28 protein-coding genes and 2 tRNA genes are annotated in these 25,026 nt (G+C 64.9%); 24 read left to right on the top strand and 6 right to left on the bottom strand.

Features of this window, described 5'->3' with window-relative positions; translation table 11 throughout:
- From M9H71_RS08335 to M9H71_RS08295, 9 genes are all read left to right on the top strand, one after another.
- Nucleotides 1–219, top strand: a 219-nt coding sequence (locus M9H71_RS08335) for a hypothetical protein (protein WP_455404577.1), incomplete at its 5' end; no start/stop codon positions are given.
- A gap of 5 nt (nt 220–224) precedes the next feature.
- The gene (locus tag M9H71_RS08330; protein WP_455404576.1) at nt 225–437 is read left to right on the top strand and encodes a hypothetical protein; all 213 of its coding nucleotides are present in this window, start codon (nt 225–227) and stop codon (nt 435–437) included.
- Nucleotides 438–458: 21 nt separating this feature from the next.
- Nucleotides 459–1,751: a hypothetical protein gene (locus tag M9H71_RS08325; protein ID WP_455404575.1), complete on the top strand. Its 1,293-nt coding sequence runs from the start codon at nt 459–461 to the stop codon at nt 1,749–1,751.
- 5 nt (nt 1,752–1,756) lie between these two features.
- Entirely contained in the window at nt 1,757–2,254 is a 498-nt protein-coding gene (locus M9H71_RS08320; protein ID WP_455404574.1) for a hypothetical protein, read from the top strand.
- A 1-nt stretch (nt 2,255) separates the two neighbouring features.
- Entirely contained in the window at nt 2,256–2,609 is a 354-nt protein-coding gene (locus M9H71_RS08315) for a hypothetical protein (protein ID WP_455404573.1), read from the top strand.
- Nucleotides 2,610–2,726: 117 nt separating this feature from the next.
- Nucleotides 2,727–3,872: a hypothetical protein gene (locus M9H71_RS08310; protein ID WP_455404572.1), complete on the top strand. Its 1,146-nt coding sequence runs from the start codon at nt 2,727–2,729 to the stop codon at nt 3,870–3,872.
- Nucleotides 3,872–4,249, top strand: a complete 378-nt coding sequence (locus M9H71_RS08305; RefSeq protein ID WP_455404571.1) for a phage tail protein — start codon at nt 3,872–3,874, stop codon at nt 4,247–4,249. Before M9H71_RS08310 ends, M9H71_RS08305 begins: the two co-directional genes overlap by 1 nt.
- Nucleotides 4,246–4,482 (top strand): tail protein X, encoded by a 237-nt coding sequence (locus M9H71_RS08300; RefSeq protein WP_455404570.1) that lies wholly within the window; start codon nt 4,246–4,248, stop codon nt 4,480–4,482. The genes M9H71_RS08305 and M9H71_RS08300 overlap by 4 nt, the downstream gene beginning before the upstream one ends.
- A complete protein-coding gene (locus M9H71_RS08295; protein ID WP_455404569.1) occupies nt 4,479–6,143 on the top strand; it encodes a hypothetical protein in 1,665 nt (554 codons plus the stop codon). The genes M9H71_RS08300 and M9H71_RS08295 overlap by 4 nt, the downstream gene beginning before the upstream one ends.
- 152 nt (nt 6,144–6,295) lie before the next feature.
- Here M9H71_RS08295 and M9H71_RS08290 read toward each other — a convergent pair.
- Nucleotides 6,296–6,385, bottom strand: a tRNA-Ser gene (locus M9H71_RS08290).
- Between the two features lie 441 nt (nt 6,386–6,826).
- On the opposite strand from M9H71_RS08290, the gene M9H71_RS08285 reads away from it, so the two are divergent.
- The 3 genes from M9H71_RS08285 to draG all read left to right on the top strand — a co-directional run bounded on the left by M9H71_RS08285 (nt 6,827) and on the right by draG (nt 9,679).
- Nucleotides 6,827–7,831 (top strand): AraC family transcriptional regulator, encoded by a 1,005-nt coding sequence (locus tag M9H71_RS08285; protein WP_455404568.1) that lies wholly within the window; start codon nt 6,827–6,829, stop codon nt 7,829–7,831.
- 136 nt (nt 7,832–7,967) lie between these two features.
- Nucleotides 7,968–8,777 (top strand): NAD(+)--dinitrogen-reductase ADP-D-ribosyltransferase, encoded by an 810-nt coding sequence (locus tag M9H71_RS08280; protein WP_455404567.1) that lies wholly within the window; start codon nt 7,968–7,970, stop codon nt 8,775–8,777.
- 11 nt (nt 8,778–8,788) lie between these two features.
- Nucleotides 8,789–9,679 (top strand): ADP-ribosyl-[dinitrogen reductase] hydrolase, encoded by an 891-nt coding sequence (gene draG / locus M9H71_RS08275; protein WP_455404566.1) that lies wholly within the window; start codon nt 8,789–8,791, stop codon nt 9,677–9,679.
- 375 nt (nt 9,680–10,054) lie between these two features.
- Here draG and M9H71_RS08270 read toward each other — a convergent pair whose 3' ends face one another.
- Nucleotides 10,055–10,390, bottom strand: coding sequence for a GrlR family regulatory protein (locus M9H71_RS08270; protein ID WP_455404565.1), 336 nt, complete (start codon nt 10,388–10,390; stop codon nt 10,055–10,057).
- Nucleotides 10,391–10,514: 124 nt separating this feature from the next.
- Nucleotides 10,515–10,823 carry a hypothetical protein gene (locus tag M9H71_RS08265; protein WP_455404564.1) on the bottom strand — a complete coding sequence of 103 codons (309 nt, stop codon included), beginning with the start codon at nt 10,821–10,823 and terminating at the stop codon, nt 10,515–10,517.
- Between M9H71_RS08265 and M9H71_RS08260 the strand changes: the two genes are divergently transcribed.
- The 10 genes from M9H71_RS08260 to M9H71_RS08215 all read left to right on the top strand — a co-directional run bounded on the left by M9H71_RS08260 (nt 10,786) and on the right by M9H71_RS08215 (nt 20,897).
- Nucleotides 10,786–11,943, top strand: coding sequence for a transporter substrate-binding domain-containing protein (locus M9H71_RS08260; RefSeq protein WP_455404563.1), 1,158 nt, complete (start codon nt 10,786–10,788; stop codon nt 11,941–11,943). The genes M9H71_RS08265 and M9H71_RS08260 overlap by 38 nt on opposite strands.
- Entirely contained in the window at nt 11,940–12,605 is a 666-nt protein-coding gene (locus tag M9H71_RS08255; protein WP_455404562.1) for an ANTAR domain-containing response regulator, read from the top strand. The genes M9H71_RS08260 and M9H71_RS08255 overlap by 4 nt, the downstream gene beginning before the upstream one ends.
- Nucleotides 12,606–12,616: 11 nt before the next feature.
- A complete protein-coding gene (locus tag M9H71_RS08250; RefSeq protein WP_455404561.1) occupies nt 12,617–13,855 on the top strand; it encodes an urea ABC transporter substrate-binding protein in 1,239 nt (412 codons plus the stop codon).
- A gap of 119 nt (nt 13,856–13,974) precedes the next feature.
- Nucleotides 13,975–14,847 (top strand): ABC transporter permease subunit, encoded by an 873-nt coding sequence (locus M9H71_RS08245; RefSeq protein WP_455404560.1) that lies wholly within the window; start codon nt 13,975–13,977, stop codon nt 14,845–14,847.
- A gap of 11 nt (nt 14,848–14,858) precedes the next feature.
- A complete protein-coding gene (locus M9H71_RS08240; protein ID WP_455404559.1) occupies nt 14,859–15,923 on the top strand; it encodes a branched-chain amino acid ABC transporter permease in 1,065 nt (354 codons plus the stop codon).
- Nucleotides 15,923–16,645 (top strand): ABC transporter ATP-binding protein, encoded by a 723-nt coding sequence (locus tag M9H71_RS08235; RefSeq protein ID WP_415218673.1) that lies wholly within the window; start codon nt 15,923–15,925, stop codon nt 16,643–16,645. Before M9H71_RS08240 ends, M9H71_RS08235 begins: the two co-directional genes overlap by 1 nt.
- Entirely contained in the window at nt 16,638–17,351 is a 714-nt protein-coding gene (locus tag M9H71_RS08230) for an ABC transporter ATP-binding protein (RefSeq protein ID WP_455404558.1), read from the top strand. The genes M9H71_RS08235 and M9H71_RS08230 overlap by 8 nt, the downstream gene beginning before the upstream one ends.
- A gap of 24 nt (nt 17,352–17,375) precedes the next feature.
- Complete coding sequence (locus M9H71_RS08225) at nt 17,376–18,365, top strand: acetamidase/formamidase family protein (RefSeq protein WP_164605474.1); 990 nt, start codon at nt 17,376–17,378, stop codon at nt 18,363–18,365.
- A gap of 15 nt (nt 18,366–18,380) precedes the next feature.
- Nucleotides 18,381–20,120: a nitrilase-related carbon-nitrogen hydrolase gene (locus M9H71_RS08220; protein ID WP_455404557.1), complete on the top strand. Its 1,740-nt coding sequence runs from the start codon at nt 18,381–18,383 to the stop codon at nt 20,118–20,120.
- A 15-nt stretch (nt 20,121–20,135) separates the two neighbouring features.
- Nucleotides 20,136–20,897, top strand: a complete 762-nt coding sequence (locus tag M9H71_RS08215) for an SDR family NAD(P)-dependent oxidoreductase (protein WP_455404556.1) — start codon at nt 20,136–20,138, stop codon at nt 20,895–20,897.
- Between the two features lie 305 nt (nt 20,898–21,202).
- Here the strand turns inward: M9H71_RS08215 and M9H71_RS08210 are convergent, their stop codons facing one another.
- Entirely contained in the window at nt 21,203–22,147 is a 945-nt protein-coding gene (locus tag M9H71_RS08210; protein WP_455404555.1) for an ABC transporter ATP-binding protein, read from the bottom strand.
- A gap of 134 nt (nt 22,148–22,281) precedes the next feature.
- On the opposite strand from M9H71_RS08210, the gene modA reads away from it, so the two are divergent.
- Nucleotides 22,282–22,974, top strand: a complete 693-nt coding sequence (gene modA / locus M9H71_RS08205; protein WP_455404554.1) for a molybdate ABC transporter substrate-binding protein — start codon at nt 22,282–22,284, stop codon at nt 22,972–22,974.
- A gap of 5 nt (nt 22,975–22,979) precedes the next feature.
- The gene (gene modB, locus M9H71_RS08200; RefSeq protein WP_455404553.1) at nt 22,980–23,675 is read left to right on the top strand and encodes a molybdate ABC transporter permease subunit; all 696 of its coding nucleotides are present in this window, start codon (nt 22,980–22,982) and stop codon (nt 23,673–23,675) included.
- A 101-nt stretch (nt 23,676–23,776) separates the two neighbouring features.
- On the opposite strand, the gene M9H71_RS08195 is transcribed toward modB, so the two are convergent.
- Nucleotides 23,777–23,998 (bottom strand): hypothetical protein, encoded by a 222-nt coding sequence (locus M9H71_RS08195; RefSeq protein WP_110786295.1) that lies wholly within the window; start codon nt 23,996–23,998, stop codon nt 23,777–23,779.
- Nucleotides 23,999–24,290: 292 nt separating this feature from the next.
- A tRNA-Ser gene (locus M9H71_RS08190) sits at nt 24,291–24,384 on the bottom strand.
- Nucleotides 24,385–25,026 lie beyond the last annotated feature (642 nt).

The following is a 25,026-nucleotide window of genomic DNA, read 5'->3' as shown; positions in this document are numbered from 1 at the left end:
TATGGGGCCGGCTTCGCCAGCCTGAAGACCCACACGGCGGTCGAGACCAAGCCGGTGTTCGGCACGAACGGCGTGGTGCGCACCGACGCGCTCCTGAAGCTGTGGACCTTCACCTTCGCGGCGCCGGGCATCTCGACCTGCAAGGTCGATATCATCGGCACCACCAACAATGCCCGCATTACCTGGCACGTCGAGGGACGTGTCCAGACCACGGAGTAATCGACATGGCCGCAAAGAAGCCCATCACGGAAGCCACCGAGGCTGTATCGCCCGAGATTTCGGACGAGGCCTATTACACCGTCCACGTCGCGGCCCGGTTCAAGGCGGCCGGCGTCGGCTTTGGAACGCAGTCTGAAACCCAGGTGACGGGGGCGCTGCTGAAACAACTGCTGGCCGGCGAGCACGCCGACAAGGTCACCGGCTACACGCCCGTTTAAGCCGGCTTCGGAGCCTGTTCGATGGCGCGCAAATACGAGACCGACTACCGCATCGCCAAGACCGATGAGGTGCTGGGCAAGGCGAACGCCACGGCGCTGGACATCGACCTGCGCCTGGACGCGATCGAGCGTGCCGTCGCGAGCCTCGGCAGCGGTGCCGATACGCTGGTGACGCGCGTGCTGCGCGTGATCGAGACCGAGATCTCGCCGCGCGCAGCCGAAATCGAAGCGCTGCTGACCGACTACCGCGAAGGCGTGCCGGCGTCTGTCGTGGCAGAGGAGCCGAACGGTCGGCAGTTCCTGACGCCGGCGCGGCGCGCGGCCATCCTGGCCGAGCTGCGCGGCGGCGTCGATGCTTCGGGCGACACGCTCGCCAAGCTGCTGGCCATGATTGTGGCGCTCGATGCCGCGAAGGCGACGCCGAGCAACATCGCCGCGGCGGTGACTGCCCTCAAAGGGGGGGTCGCCGCCGACTACGACACGCTGGCGAAAATCGTCGCGCTGATCGCCACCAAGGCAACGCCGGCCGATATCACGGCCACGATCTCGGCGCTGCCATCAATCGGATACCGCAATCGCATCGTTAACGGTGCATTTTTTGTCAACCAGCGAGGCGTCTCTGGAACAGTTACGCTTGCAGCCGGTGCTTACGGGCACGACCGCTGGAAGGCAGGGACGGCTGGGTGCGTCTACACGATATCGACGTCAGGCATCGATATCGTGATCACCATCATATCGGGGTCGCTGCTCCAGGTCATTGCTGCCGAAGATGTTGAGGGTGGTGTCTATACCGCCTCATGGAGCGGCACAGCCAGCGGTCGTGTCTACCAGGGCGCTGCGACCGGATCATATTCCGGGTCAGGCATTGTGACGCCTGAACTCATCGCAGCTACTGATGTGAAAGTCGAGTTCTCGCTCGGCACGGTAACTCGCGTGCAGTTGGAGCCTGGAGGAATGGCAACAACTTTCGAGCGCGTCTCGGTCGCTGACCAAGTGAGGCGGTGTCTGCGCTATTTTCAGACAATCCGCGCGTACAGGGTCAAGGGAGTGTCTTTTGGCCAAGCGCTACTCGCTTCTGGTGATCTCATCGTCCCGATGCGGGTAAGTCCTCAACTTGCGTTGCTGAACAACAATGCGGTGGTCTTCCATGACGGTGTGGCACCCCTTTCGGGGACGCTCACAATTGCCGATCAGCGATCGACGACAACCGAGCTGTACATGCAACTTGGGGGGGTAACCAGCGCTGGCTCATATGGGAGAGCGGTGCTCGGGTTTTATGAGACTGTGGTGGCGGTAGCGGATGCGGAGCTTTGATAGTCATGATAGCTTCAGTTGAATTTGCGGCGGCGCCGCCGTCTACTTCCGTCAAGATAACGCTGCGTGATGGCACGTGTTGGTGGACCGGAGTTGATCTTCCACCCGACACTGGCCTTCGGCGCGAGTTGCGGGATTGGCTGAATGCTGGTGGCGTTGTTGCGCCATACTCCGAGGCCGCGGCGGAGTATTTGCCGTCCGCCATGTGTATCGATGGATTTGGCTTGGCTCGCTTCGTCGTCTCGAATGGCGTGCTGGAGCAAACCGGCGACGCCAAGAACATCGCCGGCGTGATCCGGCTAGCGGCCGGCAAGTACCGCATCTATCTCACGCCGCCGCCGGAAACGCTGATGGCGTTCCCGGTGGCAATCGACCCGTCGAATGATCGGCGGGCCTTTCCCGCGCCTCGCGCCGCGGACCACTTCGACATCCGCGTCGTCAATGCAGCCGGCGCCCTGTGCGACGCCGCGGAGGTCTATGTCGAATTTAAGAGGGTGATCTGACATGAGCGACGGCCAGATTGACGCCGAACAGGCGTTGCAGCAGATCGGCGGCGGACAGGCCGCCGCGGCGACGATCTACCCGACCTACCTGCTCGCCTTCCAGGGCGACGAGGAAGGCCCCTACATCATGGAGACCGCCCCGACGATGAACGCCGGGCAGGCGGTCAAGGTGATCGTCGGCGCCGGCAACCCGTTCTATGCCTTCGACAAGAATGCGATCGGCTTCGAGTGGTGGAACGGCGTGGCCGTCGATGACTGGAGCGAGGCGGCGACCTGCTCGGCCTTGATCGCCGACAACAACGCCTCGATCGCGGCGCAGATCGCCAGCCCGTCGAGCAAGGTCCACGCGCCTTAGGGCGGCGCAAGTAACACTTTAACGGCAGAGGGCCGCTGACACGCGTCAGCGGCCCTCAGTGCGTTAGAGGCACATAGGGTCACCCCGAAACCGCGATCAGGTCAAGGGGCTTCGCTCATGGCGGCACTCACCAAGAACCACGGCGTCCGCTTCATCGACGCAGGCGAGGACGCCCGCACAGTCCAGGTGCCGGACTTCTCGACGATCGCGATCGTGGCGCCGGCCGACGAAGCGAACCCGTCGATCTTCCCGCTCGAAACCAACGTGCATCTGTACGGCGACGAGGCCGACAAGATCGCCACGCTGGGCGATGCCGGCGAGCTGTCGATGGCGATCGACGACATCCTGAGCGAAGGCATCAACGCCAGCATCATCGTGCGGCGCGTGGCGAAGGAGACAGGCGACGCGCAGGCGTCGATCGACCGGCTGGCGAATTCCTGGTCGGCCGCGGGTGTCGCCGTGGGCAAGTTCGTCGCCGAGGCGACGCCGGCGGTGTCGTTGCTGGAGAAGATCGCGGGCGGGCTCGATAGCGCGCGCGAGTACCTGAAGGGCGACAAGAAGGGCTCGGACGCACCGCGTGTCGACCAGCCGGCCGGCCCGAAATCGGCCTATCCAGGCCGCTTCCAGGCTGCCGCCCACGCCAAGGCGACGCGCGAGGCGCTGGCCGGAAAGCCGCCGCCGAAGGCGAGCTTTCCGGGCCGCTTCCAGGGCGCGGCGCATGCGGCGGCCCAAGCCCAGCACGAGCGAGAGGTTCGCGCGTCGCAGACCGAATACGGCGCCGCGAGTCCGAGGCGGCCGGACTACTCGCCAGTGAAGAGCTTCAAGCCGCCCGAGATCAGCCGCCGCAAGATCGTGGTCGATGACCCGCAAAACTTCTCTCCGGTGCCGCCGCTGGCTGCCAGCGTGGCCGAAGCCACCATGCAGCGCATCACCCGTGCGATCAGCACCGAGGGTGCCAAGGCAGTTTCCGAGGCGCGCTCGATCGCCGATCAGATTCGGGCGATCTTCAACTTCCAGGTATCGCCGCAGATCTCGCCGCGGTTCGGCGGAGCCGCCGGCGGAGCGCCGGGCGGCGGGAGCGCGCCGGCTTCACCGGCGCCGGCGCCCGCTCCGGCCGCGCCCAGCGGCAAGCGGGCCGGGCTCGGGTCTTCGGTGCACATCGGCAACCTCAACCTTCACGGGGTGAGCAACGCCCGCCAGTTCGCGCGCGAGCTGGCCAAGCTCGGCAACTCCTCCTCTTCGCTGCACGACACGGTGGGATGATGGCCGCACTGATGACGATCGGCCCGCATCTGTTTCAGGCGGTCGGGTTCAACGGCCAGGAGATCGAGACGACGACCGAGGCCAACTGGGTCGACGTGCCGCGCTTCGGCATGGTCGACGGCGCGCAGATACACGGCTTTGCGCGGCCGGAGATGTCGATCCGTGGGGTGCTCTACCCTGACCAGCTAGGCGGCTTGCCCGATTACGAGGCGCTGAAAGTGAGCCAGGGTCTCGGCCGGCCGCTGCCGATGCTGCGGATGGGGCGCGGCTTTGTCGGTTTTTTTCTTGGTCAGGTGACGGTCGAGCTCGTCTCGGACCTGGAAACCTACGGCGGCAAGAAGATCGCCTTCACGATCGATTTGAAGGGGTATTCATGACCACTTTCGATCGACCCTACACGGTGCGGCGCGACGGCGAGCGGCTCGACCGGATCTGCAAAAAGGAGCTCGGCACCGAGCGCGGCGGCACCTTGGAGAGCGTGCTGAAGCTCAATCCAGGGCTGGCCGCGCTTGGCTGGACGCTGCCGCTCGGCACCGTGATCAAGCTGCCGCCGCGGCCCACCGGCGAGCCGAAGCGGCCGGTGGTCAAGCGCGTTTGGGGCGAGTCGTGACGCCCGTCCTGAAGATCATGAAGGGCGACACCGATCTGATGGTCGGGATGCTGCCGTATTTCGTCAGCGCGACCTTCACCGACAACGCCGGAGAGACCGACGACGAGTTCGAAATCGAGCTGGACGACGACTTTCGGCAGATCCCGATTCCGCAGGAGGACGATCTGCTGATCGTGTTCGCAGGCTGGCGCGAGACCGGCGTGCCGATGATCGGTGCCTTCAAGGTCAACGGCTGGGAAACGGGCTGCGAGCAAGGCCCGGAGACGATCAAGATCACAGCGCGGGCCGCCACCATGGCGGGGCAGTTCAAGGCCGGCGGCCTGAAGCACTGGCACGATTCCACGCTCGGCCAGATCCTGGAAGACACCGCCAAGGCGGCCAAGCTGTCGCTGGCGATCGACCCGGAGCTGGCCAAGGTCAAGCTGCCCTACGCGCTGCGCTGGGAGGCGAGCCCGATCGACTTCGCCAACCGCATCGCGGCCGAGGCCGGCGGCATCGCCAAGCCCGGCGGCCAGAAGCTGGCGGTGACCAAACGGGGCTCCGGTAAGGGCGCGGACGGCGGCGAGCTGCCGCCGATCCTGATCACCCGCACCGGCTGCGCCGGCTGGCGGATCAAGGGCGATCGGGGCGAAGCCCTACGAGTTTCGTCGCTGGAGCTTCGCGGATCGGCCGCACCTGGCGAAGCTGATCGGACAGCGCATCGTCATCCACGCCGGCGCGCGGCCTGTTCGCCCCGCCGAGCTGACCGACATCCTGGAGCGGATCGAGGAAGGCGAGAGCGCGCTCGATGCGGCGATCGCGCGGCCGTTTGTCGAGGAGCTGCTGGCGGCGCGCCGGCGCAAGGACATTGGGCCTGCACCGCTGGCCGTCGCCCTGGGCACCGCCGTGCTGGGAGAACCGAGGCGCTGCATCGACCTGTTCGTCGACACCGTGGCCGACAGCACCCGGATCGACGAGCACATGTACGCCTGGCCTCTGACGGACATGCAGCCCTTCCCGGAGCCGATCCCGGCCGCCGGGGCACAGGGCTTCTGGAATTTCACGTGACTGTCGCAGCGCTCTTCGTCGAGCGGCACGGCACCTATTGGGGGCTGCCGGACGTAGACCCTTGGGACCTTTGGCGGGATGCCAGATGGTACGACGGACCCTGGCCGGTGGTCGCTCATCCGCCCTGCGAGCGGTGGGGACGATATTGGCACGGCTCGCCGCGCAAGCCGCACCAGTTCAAGCTGGGCCAGGACGGCGGGTGCTTCGCTGCGGCGTTGACGGCGGTGCGGAACTTGGGCGGCGTGATCGAGCATCCGGCCTATTCGAACGCTTGGCGGTGGTTCGGATTGGCGCCGCCTTCGGCCACGGGCGGCTGGGTGGCCTCCGATTGCTTTGGAGGGTGGACCTGCCACGTCGAGCAGGGTCACTACGGCCATATGGCGCGGAAGGCGACATGGCTCTATGCGGTCGGCTGCGAGCTTCCGGAGCTGATCTGGGGATGTTCGCCGCAGCGGCTGTCACCTATCGCGCTGGAGCGCCACGGCTACGAGAAGGCTCGCCGGACTGGCGTGATGGCCTACGTCGGAGGCAAGGACAAGGCTGCAATCCGCGCCGCCACCCCCCCCAATTCCGGGATGTTCTGCTGGGCATTGCCCGGAGCGCGGCGCCTTTAACGACCGTTAAAGCCGTCAAAACCGTTGCCACTTGATCTTGCGCGCGCTGCCATTCGATTTTGCGCGCTACAGTTAAAACCCACTTTCGCCGTATGGTTGTAAAACGCGCGTTCGCCCGTAAACATATTTTGCAAAATACAATCAACGGTTTATGGCGGAAGGGGTGGGATTCGAACCCACGGTACCCTTGCGGGCACGCCGGTTTTCAAGACCGGTGCCTTAAACCGCTCGGCCACCCTTCCGCATGTGGCGCCGGTCGGTCCGCCGGGCGGCGAGGGCCGCCGTCGGCGGCCATGGCGGCGTCCGCGTCGTCTGTTTAGGGTGGATTGCCGGATCAGGTCAACGCTCGCAACAGTGACGCGCTGCCGAAGCGCGCCCTATCGGCGTGGCAAGGCGCTCGATCCGGATGGTGCGTGCTGGATGCGGCCGCTAGTGGCGGTAGGGGACGTCCGATGCGGTGGCGATCGATCGGACGGACCGCGGTCGAGGCCGGGCAGCTTGGGATCGCGCTGGTTCGGTTCGTTTCCACACATCGATCCGGCCAAATGGTGCGTTTGTCGAGCGAATGCATGCCGATCCTGAGCGGTGGCGATCGGAGGGGCGCATTAGGCTGTCAAGACTCGTTGTCGAAGCCAGCCACAAGTTCCCGCGACCCGAATCCTCCCCGCAGTGAGTCCGTTGGAATGCGCCAGCCCGAGTTTGACGTTCAACTGAACGCCGACCCGAACAGCTATCCGCTCAATCGTGCCCCTGTCGTCCACACCCGCGATCCCGAAGCGATGCGGGAGGCGATGCTGTCGGTGTATGGCGCCGACAACTTCGAGGCGGCTGCCGACGGGTTCGAGGGGTTCGGCAGTTACGTCGCGTTCGAAGGCGCCGGGCTGGGGTTCTGCGCCTATGCCGCGCCGGCCGTCGCCGAATTCGGCGACACCGATTTCGCCCGGGTGCAGATCGCGCTACGCGGCAGCAGCCGGACCTCCGTCGGCGCATCCAGCGTCGAGCTCGATCCGCAGCATTGGTGCGTATCGTCGGCCGGCACACCGGCGCGGCTCGAGTTCGGCGGCGACTATCGGCAGATGATCCTGCGCATCACCGCCGCGACCCTGACCGCCGCTCTGGAGGCGCTGCTCGGAGTCCAGCCCCGCGGCAAGCTGACCTTCGATCCAGGACTGCGCAGCGACGACCGCGGGGCGCTGGCGCTGCGCGATCTGGCTCTACACGTCGCCCGCCACGTCGATCCGGCCGCGCCGGCGCTACCGCCGGCGATGCTGCGCGAGATGCAGCAGGCGCTGACAGTGTCGTTCCTCAGCGTCACGCGGCATAATTACAGCAGTCAGCTCGACCGCGACGCGCCCGACACCGCGCCGGACTATGTCCGCACCGCCGAGGAGTTCATCGAGGCGTCGTGGAATCGGGCGATCACCATCGTCGATCTTGCCGCGGTGACCAATGTCGGCGTGCGCAGCCTGTTCAAGGCTTTCCAGAAGCACCGCGGCTATTCGCCGATGGCGTTCGCCAAGGCGGTGCGGCTCAACAAAGCCCGCGAGATGCTGCTGTCGGGCGCGCCGTCTCGCTCGGTGACGTCGGTGGCGTTCGCCTGCGGCTTCGTCAATCTCGGCCATTTCGCCAACGATTATCGTCGCCGCCACGGCGAGCTGCCCTCCGAGACGCTGGCCCGCCGGCGCTGATCGCCTGTCGTCTGCTGCCGGCAACGCTCCGCCGAGTTGCGCATAGGCAGACGGCGCGGTCTTGGCTAACGATGGGCTCCGCCAGGACCATCGATCGGGGCGCGCGGCGGGCGCGACAGCGGCAGAGCCGGCCAAGGTGAGCGAAGACGGCAGCATCGGGCATTCCAGCAACCTCGTCGGCGTGCCGATGCGGTTTCTCACCGGCGTCGGCTTCAACGACGCGCCGGTGCCGCTCCACATCGCCGGCGTGCGCGAGATGAATCCCAGCCTGTTCGAGATGCTGGGCGAGGCGCGTGATCTCGCCGAAGCCGGCGAAGCGTTCGCCTGCTACATGACGGCGCTGTTCGGGATCGACGCCGAGCAGCGTGTCCGCGGCCGCGACGGCCGCCGCCGCTTCCGCTCGTCCTATCTCGATCTGATCAAGGGCTGGGGCTTCGACAGCAACGGTGCCGAAGGGGCTGTGCTGAAAGGGTGGGTCGAGAGTCGGTTCGGACTGTTTCCGACATTTCACAAGGAGCCGATCCGGCGGATCGCCAGCCCGGTGTGGACGGCTTACGTCGAAGAGAAGATGTCGAGCCGTTTCCACAACAACGCGATTCTGGTCCAGCTCGATCTGCTGTACGAATTCTGCCAATGGGCGCTGACGCATTTTGTTGCCACCGGCAGCACCCACATCACGCTGTATCGTGGCGTCAACGGCTTCGAAGAGCATCAGATCGTCGAACGGCTTGATAAGCGGCATTGCATCATCCGGCTCAATAACCTGACCTCGTTCACCTCCGACCGCGGCGTCGCCGACTGTTTCGGCGATACGATCCTGACGGTGCGCGTGCCGGTGTCGAAGATCCTGTTTTTCAACCGGCTGCTCGCCGGGCATCCGCTGAAGGGCGAGGGCGAATATCTGGTGATCGGCGGCGACTATCGCGTCACCGCGAGCTACTTCTGAAAGGACGCCCCATGACCTCGCCGAGCCTGCAGGACCGCGCGCTCGCCGCCTATCTCGGCTTCGCGATCGGCGACGCGCTCGGCGCCACCGTGGAGTTCATGACCAAGTCGGAGATCGCGGCGCGCTACGGCGTGCACAAGGACATCACCGGTGGCGGCTGGCTGCGGCTGAGGCCGGGGCAGGTGACCGACGATACCGACATGGCGCTGGCGCTCGGCCGCTCGCTGATCCGCCGCGGCGGCCTCGACCTGTCCGACCTTTGCGAGGAGTTCGCTGCCTGGCTCAAGACCGGGCCGGTCGACGTCGGCAGCACCTGCCGTCGCGGCATTCGTCGCTACATCACCACCGGCGCGATGCAGGGGACGTATTTCGAAGGCGATGCCGGCAACGGCGCGGCGATGCGAATTCTGCCGCTGGCTCTCGCCACCTACGGACGGCCCCAACAGGCCTGGGCGTGGACGATCGCGCAAGCGCACATCACCCACCATCATCCGCTGTCGGACGCCGCCGCGCTGGCGCTGGTGAAGATGCTTCAGGCGTTGCTGGCCGGCGCGGGACAAGGCGGCGCCCGCGTAGTTGCCGACCAACTGGTGCAGGCGCACCGCAACTTCGGTTTCACGCCGTATCGTGGCCCTGCCACCGCCTATGTGGTCGACACCCTGCAGACGGTGCTGCACTATTATTTCTCGACGAACAGCTTCGCCGATTGCGTGATCGCCACAGTCAATCAGGGCGACGACGCCGACACCACCGGCGCGCTCGCCGGCATGCTCGCCGGCGCCACCTATGGTCTCGCAGCGATCCCGAAGCGCTGGCTCGACCGGCTCGACCGCGAGGTCGCAAGCGCGATCCGCGGTCAGGTGCCGAAGTTGCTGGATCTGGCTGGAGAGCGGACCGCGTGAAGCGGATCAGCGCTGTTCGATGTCCAGCAGTGCGACGAACTGGTGGATGAAATCGTAGATGCCCCAGTATAGCGAGCCGTGCGCGTCGATGTCGTCGGCGCGATACGTCTGTGCGAATGATGCCATGACTGCCACCTGTTTGCTGTTGTTGTGCCGCGAACGCCGCTGGCGTCGTGCGGGTGTCAGCCTCGTTCAGGCTGCTTAACAACTGGTTGGAATCTCAGGGGCTTGTACTTTGGAGCGTTAGCGGAGATTGAATTCGTCCGGCTTGTAGCTCGTAAAGATTACATCGATACCAAGCGGAGCATCCCTGCGAACGTTGATCGACAACGACGACCGTCGGCGCGCTGCCAGGGAAATCGGAAGTGCGGATGCTCAGTCGTCGATACGCGTCAGGAGGGCCTTCATCGGCAGGCCCGGCGTCTCGCGGGCGTAACCTTCGATTGCGACATAGCCGTCCTTGGCGACCCCGTCGAATGTCACGTCGAATGGTTCGATACCGAAGACCGACAGGCGCGAATGATCCGAAGAGTGGCGGATACCGCGGAGATGGCCGGTGACGGTCACGCCGGACTGCGAATAGGCGCCGACGTACAGGAAGGTGGAGTCGCCGCCCTGGATCTTGCCATCGTGGAGAAAGATCACCCCGTGCGACTTCTTCCGCGCCGTTTCGAATGCCGCTTTGTAGAAGCCCTGAAGATTATCGGTCATGTCCGGTCCTGCGATCGCCGCGGGTGCTCTACCACTCCAGGTTTAAATAGAGAAGAGGCGGTTGCATTCCGAGTTGAAATTGCTGCAGGGGCTCAGGCGAGGGAGGCGCGCGATGGTGTTCTGATCATACGCGAACTGAACCAGAAGCCATCGATCGCGCTGCATCAATTTGCTGCACAAAGGCGGGAAAAGCGGCAGGTTTAGCATCAACAATGCGCTTGACTTGAACTATGAACTCGACGACCGTAATCACCAAGCGTTGGGCAACTAAGCCCTGAGACGCAAAGAGTTTTGAACCATTTCCGACACCGCGCAGATCGCAGCGCGTTTGGTTGGTGGCGAAAGCGCCCTCGGCTCGACAGCCGATGGGCGTTTTTTGTTTTTTGGACACGAGCATGACGAAGCGGCTGCGCATCGGTGTGATGTTCTCCACGACCGGGTCCTACGGGGCGGTCGGCCGCACCATGCTGAACGGCGCGATGCTGGGGCTCCGCGAGGTCGCGGCGGACGGCAGCGGCCCGGAGCTCGAGCCGGTTGTCGTCAATCCGGCGGGTGACTTGTCGCAGTATCGGGCGCTGGCGCACGAGTTGCTCGCATCCGGCGTCCGGCAGGTGGTCGGCTGCTACACGTCGTCGGGCCGCAAGGAAGTGATCCCGTGCTTCGAGAAGCACGACGGGTTGCTGTGGTATCCGTCGCATTACGAGGGGTTCGAAAGCTCCGACAACGTGGTCTATACCGGCGCGTCGCCCAACCAGCATGTGCTGCCGCTGGTCGATTATCTCGCCGCCAAGCACGGCAAGCGCGCGTTCTGCATCGGTTCGAACTACATCTGGGCGTGGGAGAACAACCGGATCTTCCGTGAGGCGCTGATCGCCCGCGGGGGCTCCGTGCTGGCCGAGCGCTATCTGCCGATCGGCGACACCGATTTCGACCGCGTCGTCGCGGCGATCCTGGAGCAGCGACCGGATTTCGTCTTCAACAATCTGATCGGCACCAGCGCCTATGCGTTCTTCCGCGCATTCCGATCTGCCTGCCGTGCCCGCGGCATCGATCAGCCCGCCGAAATCCCGGTGGCGAGCTGCACGCTGGCGGAGCCGGAGCTTGCCGAGATCGGAGCCGAGGCGGTGGATGGCCACCTGTCGTCGAGCGTTTATTTCGCCTCGCTCGCCGGCCCGGTGAACGGCGCCTTCATCCGCGCCTACGCAGCGCAGTTTCCGGACGCGCCGCCGCCTTCGGCGGATGCGGAAGCGTGCTACATCGCGGTCAAGCTGCTCGCGGCGGCGTTGCAACAGGCCGGCACCGACGATGCCGCCGCAGTACGCGCGGCGGTCGCCGACCAGCGCCTGATCGCGCCGCAAGGCGAAGTGCGGATCGACCCGCAGACCTACCACGCCTGGCTGACGCCGCGGATCGGCCGGTCGACGGCCGCCGGCCAATTCGAAGTGCTGCTCGAAGCTCCCGAGCCGATCGCACCCGATCCCTATCTGGTGCAAACCTCGCCGCGGTTCGCTGCCGCCATGCGTTCTCCATTGTTGAGGCTGGTGAAGTCATGACCTTTCGACCGGTTCAGAACTTCAAGGGCGGCCGCGCGCTCCTTGTGATGGAGCGCACGGGCAGGGAAGGCGCGCTGGAGCCGACGCTCGCCAAGCTCGGCGTCAATTGCGCGGCGCTGCCGATCGTCGATGGTCGTGCTCAGGTCGATCTGGCGTCGCTGCAGCCGGATCGCGACATGCTGTTCGTCGATGGCGATCTCGACGGCGTGCTGGCGATCGAACTCAATCCACTGTCGCATCTGCCGCCGGTGCCGGTGATCGGGCTGGTCGGCGTCGAAGCGCCGAGCCGGTTGAAGGCGCTGGTCAATCTCGGCGCTACCGCCTTTCTGCGCAAGCCGGTGCATGGCGGCGCCGTGTACTCGGCGTTGTTCATGGGCATCAACCAGTTTCTCCTGCGCGGCGGGATGCAGGAGCGCCTGCAGACGCTCGAGGAGCGCCGTCGCGGCCGTCGTGCCGTGCTGCGCGCCGTGGTCCAGCGGATGCAGGACAGCGGCCTCGACGAGGACGGCGCTTACGACCAGATCCGCCGGGAGAGCATGCGCGTGAGGCAGAGCCTGGAGAGCTATTGCGAGGATCTGCTGAGCCGACGGGCGAGTCCGCCCGATTCGACTGGCCACACCGGCGCCCCGCCGCTGCACCGTGGCGACAAACGAGCGATGTAGGAGACAGCAACATGACTGGAACTGTGTTACGGGGACTGCATGCCGCAGTCCTCACGGGGACGCTCGTCCTCGCTTCAGGCGCGGCGCTCGCCGCAGAGAAGCCGATCAAGCTCGGCGTGCTGGAGGATCAGTCGGGCGATTTCGCGGTGGCGACGATCGGCAAGGTTCACGCCATCCAGCTCGCCGCAGACGAGATCAACAAGGCCGGCGGCATCATGGGCCGCCCGCTCGAACTGGTGATCTACGACACCCAGTCCGACAATACTCGCTACCAGGAATTCATGCGGCGCGTGCTGCAGAAAGACAAGGCCGATGCGGTGTTCGCCGGCTTCTCGTCGGCCTCGCGTGAAGCCTATCGGCCGATCGTCGATCAGCTCAACGGCTTCGCGTTCTACAACAATCAGTACGAAGGCGGCGTCTGCGACGGCCACATGATCGTCACCGGTGCCGTTCCCGAGCAGCAGTTCTCCACCCTGATTCCGTGGATGATGGAGAAGTACGGTAAGAAGGTCTATACGCTGGCCGCGGACTACAATTTCGGCCAGATCTCGGCCGAATGGGTGCGCAACATCGTCAAGCAGAACGGCGGCGAAATGGTCGGCGAGGAGTTCATCCCGCTCGGCGTGTCGCAGTTTTCGCAGAGCATCCAGAACATCCAGAAGGCCAAGCCGGACTTCATCGTGACGCTGCTGGTCGGCACCGCGCAGGCGTCCTACTACGAGCAGGCGGCCTCCGCCAACGTCAACCTTCCGATGGCGTCGTCGGTCAATGTTGGCCAGGGCTACGAGCACAAGCGCTTCAAGCCGCCGAGCCTGAAGGACATGTACGTTACCACCAACTACATCGAGGAAATCGACAGCCCGAAGAGCAAGGAATTCGTCGCCAAGTTCAAGGCCAAATTCCCGAACGAGCCGTACATCAATCAGGAAGCCGAGAACTCCTACCTCGCGGTCTATCTGTACAAGCAGATGGTGGAGAGGGCGAAGTCGACCAAGCGCGACGACATCCGCAAGGTGATCGCGCAGGGTGACGTCTGCATGGACGCGCCGGAAGGCAAGGTCTGCATCGATCCGAAGAGCCAGCACATGTCGCACACCATCTACCTGGCGCACGTCAATGCCGATCATTCGATCGACTTCCCGAAGGTCTGGCCGGACATCAAGCCGTATTGGCTGGGCGATGCCGGCTGCGATCTGACCAAGAAGGATCCGATGGCGCAATACACGCCGTCGAACCCGCCGCCCAAGTAAGTGCGGCGGACCGCTCCGGCGCACCCTGACGCGCCGGAGCGGCTGCTTCTCCGCTCAATGGACATTCGTCGGGCTGCCGCCCGTGCCGCGGCCCTCCACGCCACCTTGTTGGACGTCAGATGGACATCGCCACCTTCGCCTTCGCGGCGCTGTATCAATTCGCCGACGCCTTCGCCTTCCTGGTGCTGTCGGCCTGCGGGCTCGCCGTGATCTTCGGCATGATGGGGGTGATCAATCTCGCCCACGGCGAGTTCATCATGTGCGGGGCTTACGTCACCGCCACCGCCGCTCACGCCGGACTGCCGCTGCCGCTCGCCATTCTCGCCGGCGCGCTGGTCTGCGCTCTGGTCGGTATGCTGGTCGAGTTCGTGGTGGTGCGGCATCTCTATGAACGCCCGCTCGACACCATCGTCGCCACCTGGGGCCTCAGTCTGATCGCGACGCAAGGCACGCTGATCGTGATCGGCTCGACCATGGCCGGGGTCGGGACGCCGTTCGGCAGTTTCCAGGTCGGCGCGTATTCCTACTCGATCTACCGGATCGTCCTGTTCCTGGCGGCTCTCGGCGTTCTCGGGACGCTGTATGCGGTGTTCAACTGGACCTCGTTCGGCGTCAAGGCACGCGCCACCATCCAGGTGCCGCACATGGCGGATGCGCTCGGCGTCGATACCCGCTGGATCTACAGCCTGACCTTCGCCTGCGGCGCCGGGCTCGCCGGACTGGCGGGCGGGCTGTACGCGCCGACCATGACATTGGTGCCGACGATGGGCGCGACCTTCCTGATGGAGGCGTTCGTCACGGTGGTGATCGGCGGCGCCGACGTCTTCCTCGGCACCGCGCCGGCTGCTGCGGTCCTTGCGGTGGTGAAGTCTGTGATGACCTCCTGGCAGGGCCAGTTGTTCGGTCAGATCGGCCTTCTGGTCGCGGTGATCATCGTGGTCCGGGTGCTGCCGAAAGGCATATCCGGCTTCCTGCTGCGCGAACGGACCTGAGGGAGGCGAGCGTGAACGGTTTGATCTCTCTGTTTCGCCGGCTCGAGGGCCCGCAGACCAAAGGCCGCGGCCTGCTGTTCTGGTCGGTGTTCGTGGTGGCGCTGATCGGCGCGATCGCATATCCGATGTTCAGCGACGGCTACACCGTCGGCAACACCGCGTACTTCTTCGTCTGGGTGTTCATCGCGCTCAGCCTGTGCTTGATCTGGGGCTATGGCGGTGCGTTGTCGTTCGGGCAGACTGCGTTCTTCGGCATCGCTGGCTACAGCTACGGCATCCTGACGCTGAATTTCGGTGCCGCCTACGGCTTCACGCTCGTCGCTCTCCTGGCGGCGGTCGCGATCGCCGCGGTGGTGGCGCTGCTGCTCGGCTACTTCATGTTTTTCGGCCGGATCGAAGGCGTGTTTCTCGGTATCGTCACGCTCGCCGTGACCCTGATGCTGGAACGGTTCATGGCGCAGACCGCAGGTCCGGACTGGCGGATCGGCGCGGCGCGGCTCAACGGCTTCAACGGCATGAGCGGGATGCCGCCGATCACCATCCCATGGTTCGATGGGCCGATCGTGCTGTTCGCCGATGTCGGGCTTTACTATCTGATCCTGGCGCTGGTGGTCGTGGTCTATCTTGGCCTCCGCATCCTGGTGAACTCCTCGTTCGGCAACGTCATCGTGGCGATCCGGGAGAATCCGGAGCGCGCCGAGATGCTCGGCTACGACATCCGCAAGTATCAGCTCATCAACTTCGTGATCGGTGCCGGGCTCGCCGGTCTGTCGGGCGTGCTCTACACCGCCTGGGGCCAGTACATCACCCCGTCGAGCATGGGCATGACGTCGGCGGCGCTGCCGCTGATCTGGGTCGCGGTCGGGGGCCGCAGCGATCTGACCTCGACGCTGGTCGGCACGCTGGTGGTGCTCGCCGGTTTCCAGGCACTGACGATCTACGGCAGCCAATATGCGCTGGTGGTGATGGGTCTTCTGCTGGTGCTGACCGTGCTGATCGCGCCGAACGGATTGGTGCTCGGCGCGATGAACGTGATCGGCCGGCTCGTCGCCCGCGCCAAGGGAGGACGGAACTGATGGCGCTGTTGCAACTCCGAGGCCTGAACAAGCATTTCGGCGGGCTGCACGTCACCAACCAGGTGAACCTGTCGTTCGAGACCGGAGAAATTCACTGCCTGATCGGCCCGAACGGCGCCGGCAAGAGCACGCTGTTCCGACTGATCCTGGGTGAGTACGCGCCGGGCTCCGGCGAGATCTTCTTCGCCGGCGAGGACATCACCACCTTGAAGTCGTTCGCGCGGATCGCGCGTGGACTCTCGGTCAAATTCCAGGTGCCCGGCGTGTTCAAGGGCCTGTCGGTCCGGCAGAACCTCGAGATCGCGCTGCAACGGACGCGGCATGGTGCCGAACTCGACCGGGAGATCGACCGGCTGCTGGCGTTCCTCGGCCTCGAAGCCGAGCAAAATCAGACCGCCGGCAATCTCAGCCACGGCCAGAAGCAGTGGCTGGAGATCGGAATGGCGACCAGTCTGAGGCCGCGGATGCTGCTGCTCGACGAGCCGACCGCCGGGATGTCGCCGGAAGAGACGTTCCAGACCGGTGAGATGGTCAAGCGGCTGAACGCCGAAGGCATGACGGTGCTGGCGATCGAACACGACATGGCGTTCGTTCGTCAGGTCGCGCAGCGCGTCACTGTACTGCATCTCGGTCAGGTGTTTGCGCAAGGCTCGATCGACGACATCGTCGCCGACGAGCGGGTCGCGGCGATCTATCTCGGGCAGGCTCATCACCATGCGTAAGGAAGTCATCCTCAACACCGTGGGGCTGCGTGCCGGCTATGGTGGCAAGCCTGTCTTGCAGGGCCTCGAGATCGAAGTCCGCGAGGGCGAGATCATCGCGGTGATCGGCCGCAACGGCGTCGGCAAATCGACTCTGATGAAGAGCCTGATTGGACTGATCCCGACGATGGACGGCTCTATTGTTTTCCGCGGCGATCCGGTCGAACATCTGCCGGCATTCAAGCGGGCGCGTCTCGGCATTGGCTACGTCCCGCAGGGGCGCGACGTGTTTCCGCGCCTCAGCGTCGGCGAGAACATCGCGGTCGGCGCGTCGATCAAGGGGCGGCTGACCGAACAGCAGCGGCGCGAGGTGGTCGAGACGTTTCCGATCCTCGGCGAGCGCTGGAGCCAGCGCGCCGGCACCATGTCCGGCGGTCAGCAGCAGCAGCTCGCGATCGGGCGCGTGCTTGTCGCGGATCCCGAGCTGATCCTGCTCGACGAGCCTTCCGAAGGCATCCAGCCGAACATCGTCCAGGACATCGCCCGCGACATGGTCGCGCTCAACGCCAAGACCGGCGTCACGATCATTCTGGTCGAGCAGAATCTCGACATGATCCGGGCGATGGCGCAGCGCTGCTACGTCATGGACAAGGGTCGGATCGTCGCCGACCTCGACCGCGCCGCGCTCGACGACGAGGCCGAAATGCGCCGCCACCTCGCGGTGTGACTGAAATCAACAAAGGAGACCAACATGGCCTGGCAGACTGAATCGATCATGGCGCGCAAGGGCGTCGCCAAGGGCGTGCGCGGCAAGAGCCACACCATCACAGAGGCGGAGCAGGGCAAGTATCACTACGTCTACGGGCCGTATTTCGACAAGGTCCTGACCGTCGACCCCGGCGCGGTGGTGGCGGCCGAAACCCACGACGCGTTCGAGGGCGCGATCAAGTCTGAGACCGACATCCCGTCCAAGATCCTCAACTTCCCGTTCCTCAATCCGCAGAACGGCCCGATCTGGGTCAACGGCGCAGAGAAGGGTGACACGCTCGCCGTGTACATTGAGAGCATCGTTCCGCGTGGGCCGCAGCCGCGCGGCACCACCGTGGTGATGCCGGAGTTCGGCGGCCTGGTCGGCACCGGCAATACCGCGCTCCTGAACGCGCCGCTGCCGGAGCGTGTCAAGAAGCTCGAGATCACCGCTGAGCACGGCACCAAATGGAACGACAAGATCACGCTGCCCTATGAGCCGTTCATCGGCACGATCGGCACCTCGCCGGAGATCGAGGCGATCTCGTCGCTGGTCCCGGATTACTACGGCGGCAACATGGATCTGCCGGATGTCGGCGTCGGTGCCATCATCTATCTGCCGGTGAACACCGCGGGCGCGCTGCTCTATCTCGGCGACTGTCACGCCGCCCAGGGCGACGGCGAACTCTGCGGTGTCGCGATCGAACACCCGACCGTGACCACGGTGCAGATCGATCTGATCAAGGGCTGGCCGATCCACTGGCCGCGGCTGGAGACCAAGGACTTCATCATGACGATCGGCTCGGCGCGGCCGATGGAGGATGCCGCCCGCATCGCCTATCGCGAGCTGTGCCGCTGGATGGCGGCGGACTACGGCTTCGACGAGATCGATGCCTACATGCTGCTGACCCAGGCGGGCCGTGTCCGGCTCGGCAACATGGTCGATCCGAAGTATACGCTCGGCGCGTCGATCAAGAAGTCGTTCCTGGTGTAAGGGGGAGCGACGGCGATGTCGCAAATGCTGAAGGTCGCTACCGTCCAGTTCGAGCCGATCATGGCCGAGAAGGAGCGCAACGTCGCGCGCCTGCTCGAGCTGTGCGAGGAGGCGGCGGTGGGGGGCGCCAAACTGATCGTCACCCCGGAGATGGGCACCACCGGCTATTGCTGGTACGACCGCGCCGAAGTGGCGCCGTTCGTCGAGCCGATCCCGGGGGCGACCACGGCGCGGTTCGCCGAACTGGCGCGCAAGCACGATTGTTACATCGTCGTCGGCCTTCCGGAGGTCGATGAGGACCGCATCTATTTCAACTCCGCCGTCCTGATCGGCCCGGAGGGATTGATCGGACGTCACCGCAAGACGCATCCTTATATCTCCGAGCCGAAATGGTCGGCGGCGGGCGATCTGCACAATCAGGTGTTCGACACCCCGATCGGGCGGATTTCGCTTTTGATCTGCATGGACATCCATTTCGTCGAGACCGCCCGGCTGATGGCGCTCGGCGGCGCCGACATCATCTGCCACATCTCGAACTGGCTGGCCGAACGCACGCCGGCGCCGTATTGGATCAGCCGCGCCTTCGAGAATTCCTGCTACGTGATCGAGAGTAATCGCTGGGGGCTGGAGCGCACAGTGCAGTTCTCCGGCGGGAGCTGCGTGATCGCGCCGGACGGCAGCCTTGCCACGGTGATCGACGGCGGCGACGGCGTCGCATTCGCCGACATCGACCTCGAAGCTGCGCGTGCGCGGCGGATCGGCGGCGAGGCGGTGTTCCGGCAGCGGCGCCCGGAGCTGTATCCGGAGTTGCTCACCGACACCTTCAGTTGGAATCCCTGCGACTTCTTCGGGCTTTACGGCCACGAGGCCTGGCCGAAGGGCAAACGCTCCAAACTCACCGCCGCGCAGTTTGCACCGACCGCCGACGTCGCTGGCAATCTCGATCGGATCGAGGTGTTGGCGCGGAAGGCGAAGACCGACGGCACCGAAATGGTGGTGTTTCCCGAATTGAGCCTCACCGGGCTCGACGATTCGGCACGCAGTGCAGTGGCGGTGCCGAGCCCAGCCATCGACCGGCTCGTGGCGCTGGCTGGTGAACTGTCGCTATATCTGGTCTGCGGTCTTGCCGAGCGAGACGGCGAGCGATTGTACAACAGCGCCGTGCTGATTGCGCCGGACGGCGGCATCACGACGTATCGCAAGACGCACCTGACCGAAGACGAGCGGAGCTGGGCCACGGCGGGAGACGGCTTCGTCGTCGTCGACACGCCGCTCGGTCGCGTCGGTCTTCTGATCGGCCACGATGCAATGTTCCCGGAAGCCGGGCGCGTGCTGGCGCTGCGCGGCTGCGACATCATCGCGTGCCCGGCTGCGATCGCGACCCGCTTCAGCACGCCGCATGCGGGCACGAGCGTCAAGCAGCCGGCGCCGATTCCGACCGGCGCCGACCCGCATCACTGGCATCACTTCCGTGTCCGCGCCGGCGAGAACAATGTATTCTTTGCTTTTGCTAACGTCGCCGATGTCGGGCGTGGCTATCCCGGACTGAGCGGGGTGTTCGGGCCTGATACGTTCGAGTTTCCGCGCCGCGAGGCTCTGATCGGGAGCGAGGAGGGGGGCGCCACCGCGACGATCGACACCTCCAATCTCGACAGCGTGTATCCAACCAACGTGGTGCGGCGAAAGGACTTGGTGTCGATGCGGATGCCGCACAGCTATCGGCCGCTGGTGCGGGCGGTGGCCGGAAACTACTAACCGAGGGGAGCAAGCATGGATCTGGGATTGAAGGGCGTCAAAGTACTGGTCACCGGTGGCACCAAGGGGATCGGGCGCGCCGTCGCCGAGACCTTCGCGGCGGAAGGTGCACATGTCGGCCTCTGCGCGCGCAATGCGGCCGAGGTCGACAGTGCGGTGGCGGCGCTGCAGGCAACGGGCGTGTCGGCATTCGGCGGTGCCGTGGATGTGTCCGATGGGCCGGGGTTGAAAGCATGGGTCGCGGACATGGCGGCCAAGCTCGGCGGCATCGACGTCGTGGTCGCCAATGTCAGCGCGCTGGCGATCGGCTCGGACGAGGAGAGCTGGGCGAAGGGCTTTGCCACCGATATGATGGGCACCGTGCGGCTGGTCGATGCCGCGATGCCGTACCTCGAACAGAGTCAGCAGCCGGCGATCGTCACCGTCTCCAGCGTCTCGGGCCGTGAGATCGATTTCGCGGCCGGGCCCTACGGCACCTTCAAGGCGGCGATCATTCATTACACCCAGGGACTTGCGTATCAGCTCGCAGGCAAGGGAATCCGCGCCAACACCGTCTCGCCCGGCAATACGTATTTCGAAGGCGGGGTGTGGGAGCAGATCAAGAACGGCAACCCCGACCTCTACAACACGGCGCTCGCGCTCAACCCGACCGGCCGGATGGGGACGCCGCAGGAGATGGCGAACGCGGTGGTGTTTCTCGCCAGCCGTGCCGCCAGCTTCGTCACCGGGACCAACGTCGTGGTCGACGGCGCGCTCACCCGCGGGGTGCAGTTCTAATCACTGATACATCGAAAGTGGTAGGCCGATTTCTGCACCATGGAATGATGCTGTTATCTAATACCACCATTGGGGCATGACGACGAAATAACTGCGGACCGCGTACTGATCAGTTGCAACGCGGCCCGCAGAACAGGCTATACAGCCGCGGTTCCGGGGGATGGGGGACGCGGTGCAGAGTAACGGGAGCAATTGCGCGATCTGCCGATCGGCGATCGAGTTGCTGCGCGCGCGTCCGCTGGTCGAGGGTTACGAGCTTCGCGACTATTCGTGCCCGCAATGCGGTGGCGTTTTTCAGATCGTGGTCAAATGCGAGGAAGTGCCGCCGCAGCAACCGCCGAAGCCGGCCGACAGTTGAGGCGCTCGCCATGTTTCGGTGCCGCTCGCTGCACCACGGCTCCGTCGATCCGCAACGTTATCGGCTCACCGATAGCCAAGCCGGTGGCGTCCGACAGATGTAGCCGCTGTCTGCGACCGTCGATCAGCACAGAGTGGCCATCGCCGGCGTCGCACGCGCCGAGATAGATGCCGGTGACGATCAACGGATCGTTGTCTGCTGCGCTGGCCAGCGCCTCAGTCGGCGATCCGTCAAACGTCACCCGGCCGTGTTCGAGCCGGATCACGCGGTCGGCGAGGCGGAGGATCTCGGACGGTTCGTGGCTGACCAGCAGCGTGGTGGTTCCGAAGCGGCGATGCAGCCGCAGCAGATCGTCCTGCAGCTTGCGTCGCATCGCCGGATCGAGCGCCGACAGCGGCTCGTCGAGCATCAGCAGCGACGGCCGCCGCGCCAGCGCCCGGATCAGAGCCAGTCGCTGCTTCTGGCCCCCGGACAGGCGGCCCGGAAAAGCGTCAGCGAGACGGTCGAGTGCGACCAGATCGAGCAGTTCGTCGACCTCCGATCCGCGGCTGCGTGATCCGATCGCGTATTCGACATTGCCCCGCACCGTCATGTTGGGAAACAGCGCGTAATCCTGAAACACCAGACCGATCGACCGTTTGCGCGTCGGCCAGTGAACCCGCGCGGCGCTATCGCACCACAGTTCTGCGCCGACCCGGATCCGGCATTCCGTTGGCCGCGTCAATCCGGCGGTGGCACGGAGCAGGGTGGTTTTGCCGGCACCCGAAGGGCCGGCGATTGCCAGCAGCGAACCGGCTGCGATCGCCAGATCGACATCGAGCCAGAATGGTCCTGCCGTTCCGGAAAGCGGCATCCGCACGCGTAGCTCGATGTGGTCGACTCCGCAGTCCATTGCCTCACCACCAGCCGGGATCGTTATATAGTGAAATATACAACGATGCGCGGCTCTGCTAGCCAGACCTCCGCGAGCGAATCCAGGGGCAGGGGATTGCAATGGCGTGGTCGGTCAGATCTGCGGTGATAGGCGTGGCGTTGCTGTCGTATGCCGCGCCGGCAGGTGCCGAGGAGACGACGCTGGCCGCGGGCGCCGGGTATCGGCGGCCGATCGCCGAACTGGCGGCCGCCTATGAGAAGCTGTCGGGCGACAAACTGCTGCAAGTGTACGGCCATATGGGCCAGGTGCTGGCCCAGGCGCGCGAAAGCGATCAGATCGCGTTGGTCTGCGGCGACAGAGCGGTGCTGGACAAGGCCAAGGACTTTGGCTTCTCGCAGATCGCGCCGCTGGGCATGGGACGGTTGGTGATCGCCTATCGCAAGGGGCTGACGCTGTCGAAGCCCGAAGACCTCGCGGGCACTGAGTTCAAGCGGATCGGAATCCCGGATCAGGCCAGCGCGGTCTACGGCAAGGCCGGCCGGCAGTTTCTCGAACGTAGCGGTTTGGCTACGACCATCGACGCGCGGCTCGTCCCCGTCGCCACCGTGCCGCAGGTCACCAGCTACGTCGCCAGCGGCGAAGTCGATGCCGGCTTCATCAACGCCACCGACGCGATCGGCGCCGCCGGCAACATCGGCGGCTACGTCGAGGTCGACAGCAAGCTGTACGATCCGGCCGAGATCGTCTGCGGCGTGAGGGGGGCGGCCGCGAAGGCTGCCGACGGCTTCGTGCGATTTCTCGGCACCGAGCAGGCGCGCGCCATTCTGCAGCGCCACGGGCTGTAAGCCATATGCTGGCCGCTGCGATCGAGGCGCTGCACGATCCGGCGCTGATCGCGCCCGCGCTGCTGTCACTTAAGATCGCGGCGGCGACCCTGGTGCTGCACATCGTGCTCGGCACTTTGCTCGGCTGGGCGCTGGCGCAACGATCCTGGCCGGGCCGCACCGTGCTTGACGCGCTCGTCACGATTCCCCTGGTGTTCCCGCCGATCGCGCTCGGCTTCTTTCTGCTGCTGCTGCTCGGACGCCGCAGCCCGGTCGGGCACTGGCTCGACACCAGCTTCGGCTTCAGCTTCGTGTTCTCGGTCGAGGGCGTGCTGCTGGCGTCGGTGATCGCCGGTTTGCCGCTGGTGGTGAAGCCGATCGAGGCGGCAATCGCCAGCGTGTCCCGCAGCCTCGGCGAAGCATCGCGGACGCTCGGCCGCAACGAGCTCGAGACGTTCCTGTTCGTCATCCTGCCCAACATCCGCGGCGCGATCGTCGCCGGCCTGGTGCTCGGCACCGCGCGCTCGCTCGGCGAGGTCGGCATCACCTTGATGCTCGGCGGCAACATCGTCGGCAAGACCAACACGATTTCGCTGGAGGTCTACAACGCCGTGTTCAACGGCGAATATGGCCGCGCCGCGGTGCTCTCGGCGGTGCTTGGAATGGTCTCGCTGGTCGTATTCGCTCTGCTGCGGCGGGGAGCACAAACGGTCCCGGCCTAGCCCACTTCAAATTTGCGACCGAGCGGTCGGCAAGAGACGCCGTAGCGTGGTGCAGAGCGGTGGCGAACGGTTCCGACGAGCCGAGCCCGGACAGGTCGCCTCTATTGTCTGCGCGTGAGCTTGGCGCCGAGCTTCTTCAAAGAATCCTCCGAAGGCGGCGCTTTCTGGAATTCGCGAATCGCCTCGGCCAATTCCTGATCGGTCATCGGCGTCGCGGGCTGCCTCAGCTCGCCGCCGGCCAAGCCTGACGCAATCAAGTCGAGGTGCTCGTCTGGGCCGTCGAAAAACTGTCGGATACGGGCGAGAAAGGCTCTGTAGGGCAAGGGACCTCCGATGAACCGAACCAGCACCTGAGCGCCCCGGCACGGCTTCTGACGGCACTGCTGTTCCTGCGTCGGAACACGGTTCGTTACCCTAGGCCTGACCCGAGGTGGTGCTCGTATCTTTTGATATGAACTTGCGGCGCGGCGATGCGCCATGCGCGGGCGGCCGGCGAATGGCTCGGCGGATTCGAGCGAATCGAACTTTCGCCCGCCGAATTCAGCGCGCGATCGGGCGAGACATCGCTTAGTCTTGCCGGTTCAAGATTTTGTCTGCAATTTCAAGAGTTTGAGGTGGCGGAGACGGAGGGATTCGAACCCTCGATAGGGCTTTACAACCCTATAACGGTTTAGCAAACCGCCGCCTTCAGCCACTCGGCCACGTCTCCGGTGCGCTCGATATGCCCGACACGGTGGCTGCTCGCAAGCAGGATTGCATGGATTGCACCGCGACCTTTGGGTCTGTGCACGAGAAAACGTCATCTCGTAGACTGGCCGACTGCCATTCCTCTTGTGACCTTGTCTTGCCTGGGAGGGACGGGGGCTCAGGAACAGGCGTTGTCGAACGATCCCAACCGGCTCCACTGCGTCGCTTCAAAAGGGCCGTGCCGAACATCGTGAGGAGGGCCCGGATTCGCCCGGGGAAAGGAATCGATTCTCAGAAAAATAGTCGTCGAGGGCTCCGATTCTTGCTTTCGAGCGCGAGCCATCCACTCTCCATCAGTGCTGCAACGCCGCATCACCTGTCCGGTGTGATTCAAAAGGTCGTTTCAAAACAATAGGTTGAAGCCGTCGATACGGGGGCGTGAGTGCTATTTGTGCAACACCCCTCCGAAAACCGGACGCAGAGCATGGCTCCGTTGTTGCGTGTGCATCACTGTTAGGTAATTGTCGTGCTGCGACGGAGGGGGGCATCCCGAGGTCGCCCCGTAATAGGTGGTTCGCTTAAGTCCCTCGCGTTCAGCGGGTGTGTCCAAAGGCGCGAAGCGGCTAGGCGGGTTTCTGGGATTAAGGGACCACGGCGGGTGCTT

The organism is Rhodopseudomonas parapalustris, from assembly GCF_053772255.1.
This window is presented reverse-complemented; position numbering and strand designations above follow the sequence as displayed.

Bases quoted from the DNA above. Each gene is read 5' to 3' on its own strand.
- M9H71_RS08270 (WP_455404565.1), bottom strand. From the start codon at position 10,390: ATGACCGATAATCTTCAGGGCTTCTACAAAGCGGCATTCGAAACGGCG.
- M9H71_RS08300 (WP_455404570.1), top strand. From the start codon at position 4,246: ATGACCACTTTCGATCGACCCTACACGGTGCGGCGCGACGGCGAGCGG.
- M9H71_RS08320 (WP_455404574.1), top strand. From the start codon at position 1,757: ATGATAGCTTCAGTTGAATTTGCGGCGGCGCCGCCGTCTACTTCCGTC.
- M9H71_RS08250 (WP_455404561.1), top strand. From the start codon at position 12,617: ATGACTGGAACTGTGTTACGGGGACTGCATGCCGCAGTCCTCACGGGG.
- M9H71_RS08255 (WP_455404562.1), top strand. From the start codon at position 11,940: ATGACCTTTCGACCGGTTCAGAACTTCAAGGGCGGCCGCGCGCTCCTT.
- M9H71_RS08330 (WP_455404576.1), top strand. From the start codon at position 225: ATGGCCGCAAAGAAGCCCATCACGGAAGCCACCGAGGCTGTATCGCCC.
- M9H71_RS08315 (WP_455404573.1), top strand. From the start codon at position 2,256: ATGAGCGACGGCCAGATTGACGCCGAACAGGCGTTGCAGCAGATCGGC.
- M9H71_RS08310 (WP_455404572.1), top strand. From the start codon at position 2,727: ATGGCGGCACTCACCAAGAACCACGGCGTCCGCTTCATCGACGCAGGC.
- M9H71_RS08210 (WP_455404555.1), bottom strand. From the start codon at position 22,147: ATGGACTGCGGAGTCGACCACATCGAGCTACGCGTGCGGATGCCGCTT.
- M9H71_RS08305 (WP_455404571.1), top strand. From the start codon at position 3,872: ATGGCCGCACTGATGACGATCGGCCCGCATCTGTTTCAGGCGGTCGGG.
- modB (WP_455404553.1), top strand. From the start codon at position 22,980: ATGCTGGCCGCTGCGATCGAGGCGCTGCACGATCCGGCGCTGATCGCG.
- M9H71_RS08230 (WP_455404558.1), top strand. From the start codon at position 16,638: ATGCGTAAGGAAGTCATCCTCAACACCGTGGGGCTGCGTGCCGGCTAT.
- M9H71_RS08220 (WP_455404557.1), top strand. From the start codon at position 18,381: ATGTCGCAAATGCTGAAGGTCGCTACCGTCCAGTTCGAGCCGATCATG.
- M9H71_RS08325 (WP_455404575.1), top strand. From the start codon at position 459: ATGGCGCGCAAATACGAGACCGACTACCGCATCGCCAAGACCGATGAG.
- draG (WP_455404566.1), top strand. From the start codon at position 8,789: ATGACCTCGCCGAGCCTGCAGGACCGCGCGCTCGCCGCCTATCTCGGC.
- M9H71_RS08260 (WP_455404563.1), top strand. From the start codon at position 10,786: ATGACGAAGCGGCTGCGCATCGGTGTGATGTTCTCCACGACCGGGTCC.
- M9H71_RS08245 (WP_455404560.1), top strand. From the start codon at position 13,975: ATGGACATCGCCACCTTCGCCTTCGCGGCGCTGTATCAATTCGCCGAC.
- M9H71_RS08225 (WP_164605474.1), top strand. From the start codon at position 17,376: ATGGCCTGGCAGACTGAATCGATCATGGCGCGCAAGGGCGTCGCCAAG.
- M9H71_RS08215 (WP_455404556.1), top strand. From the start codon at position 20,136: ATGGATCTGGGATTGAAGGGCGTCAAAGTACTGGTCACCGGTGGCACC.
- M9H71_RS08285 (WP_455404568.1), top strand. From the start codon at position 6,827: ATGCGCCAGCCCGAGTTTGACGTTCAACTGAACGCCGACCCGAACAGC.
- M9H71_RS08235 (WP_415218673.1), top strand. From the start codon at position 15,923: ATGGCGCTGTTGCAACTCCGAGGCCTGAACAAGCATTTCGGCGGGCTG.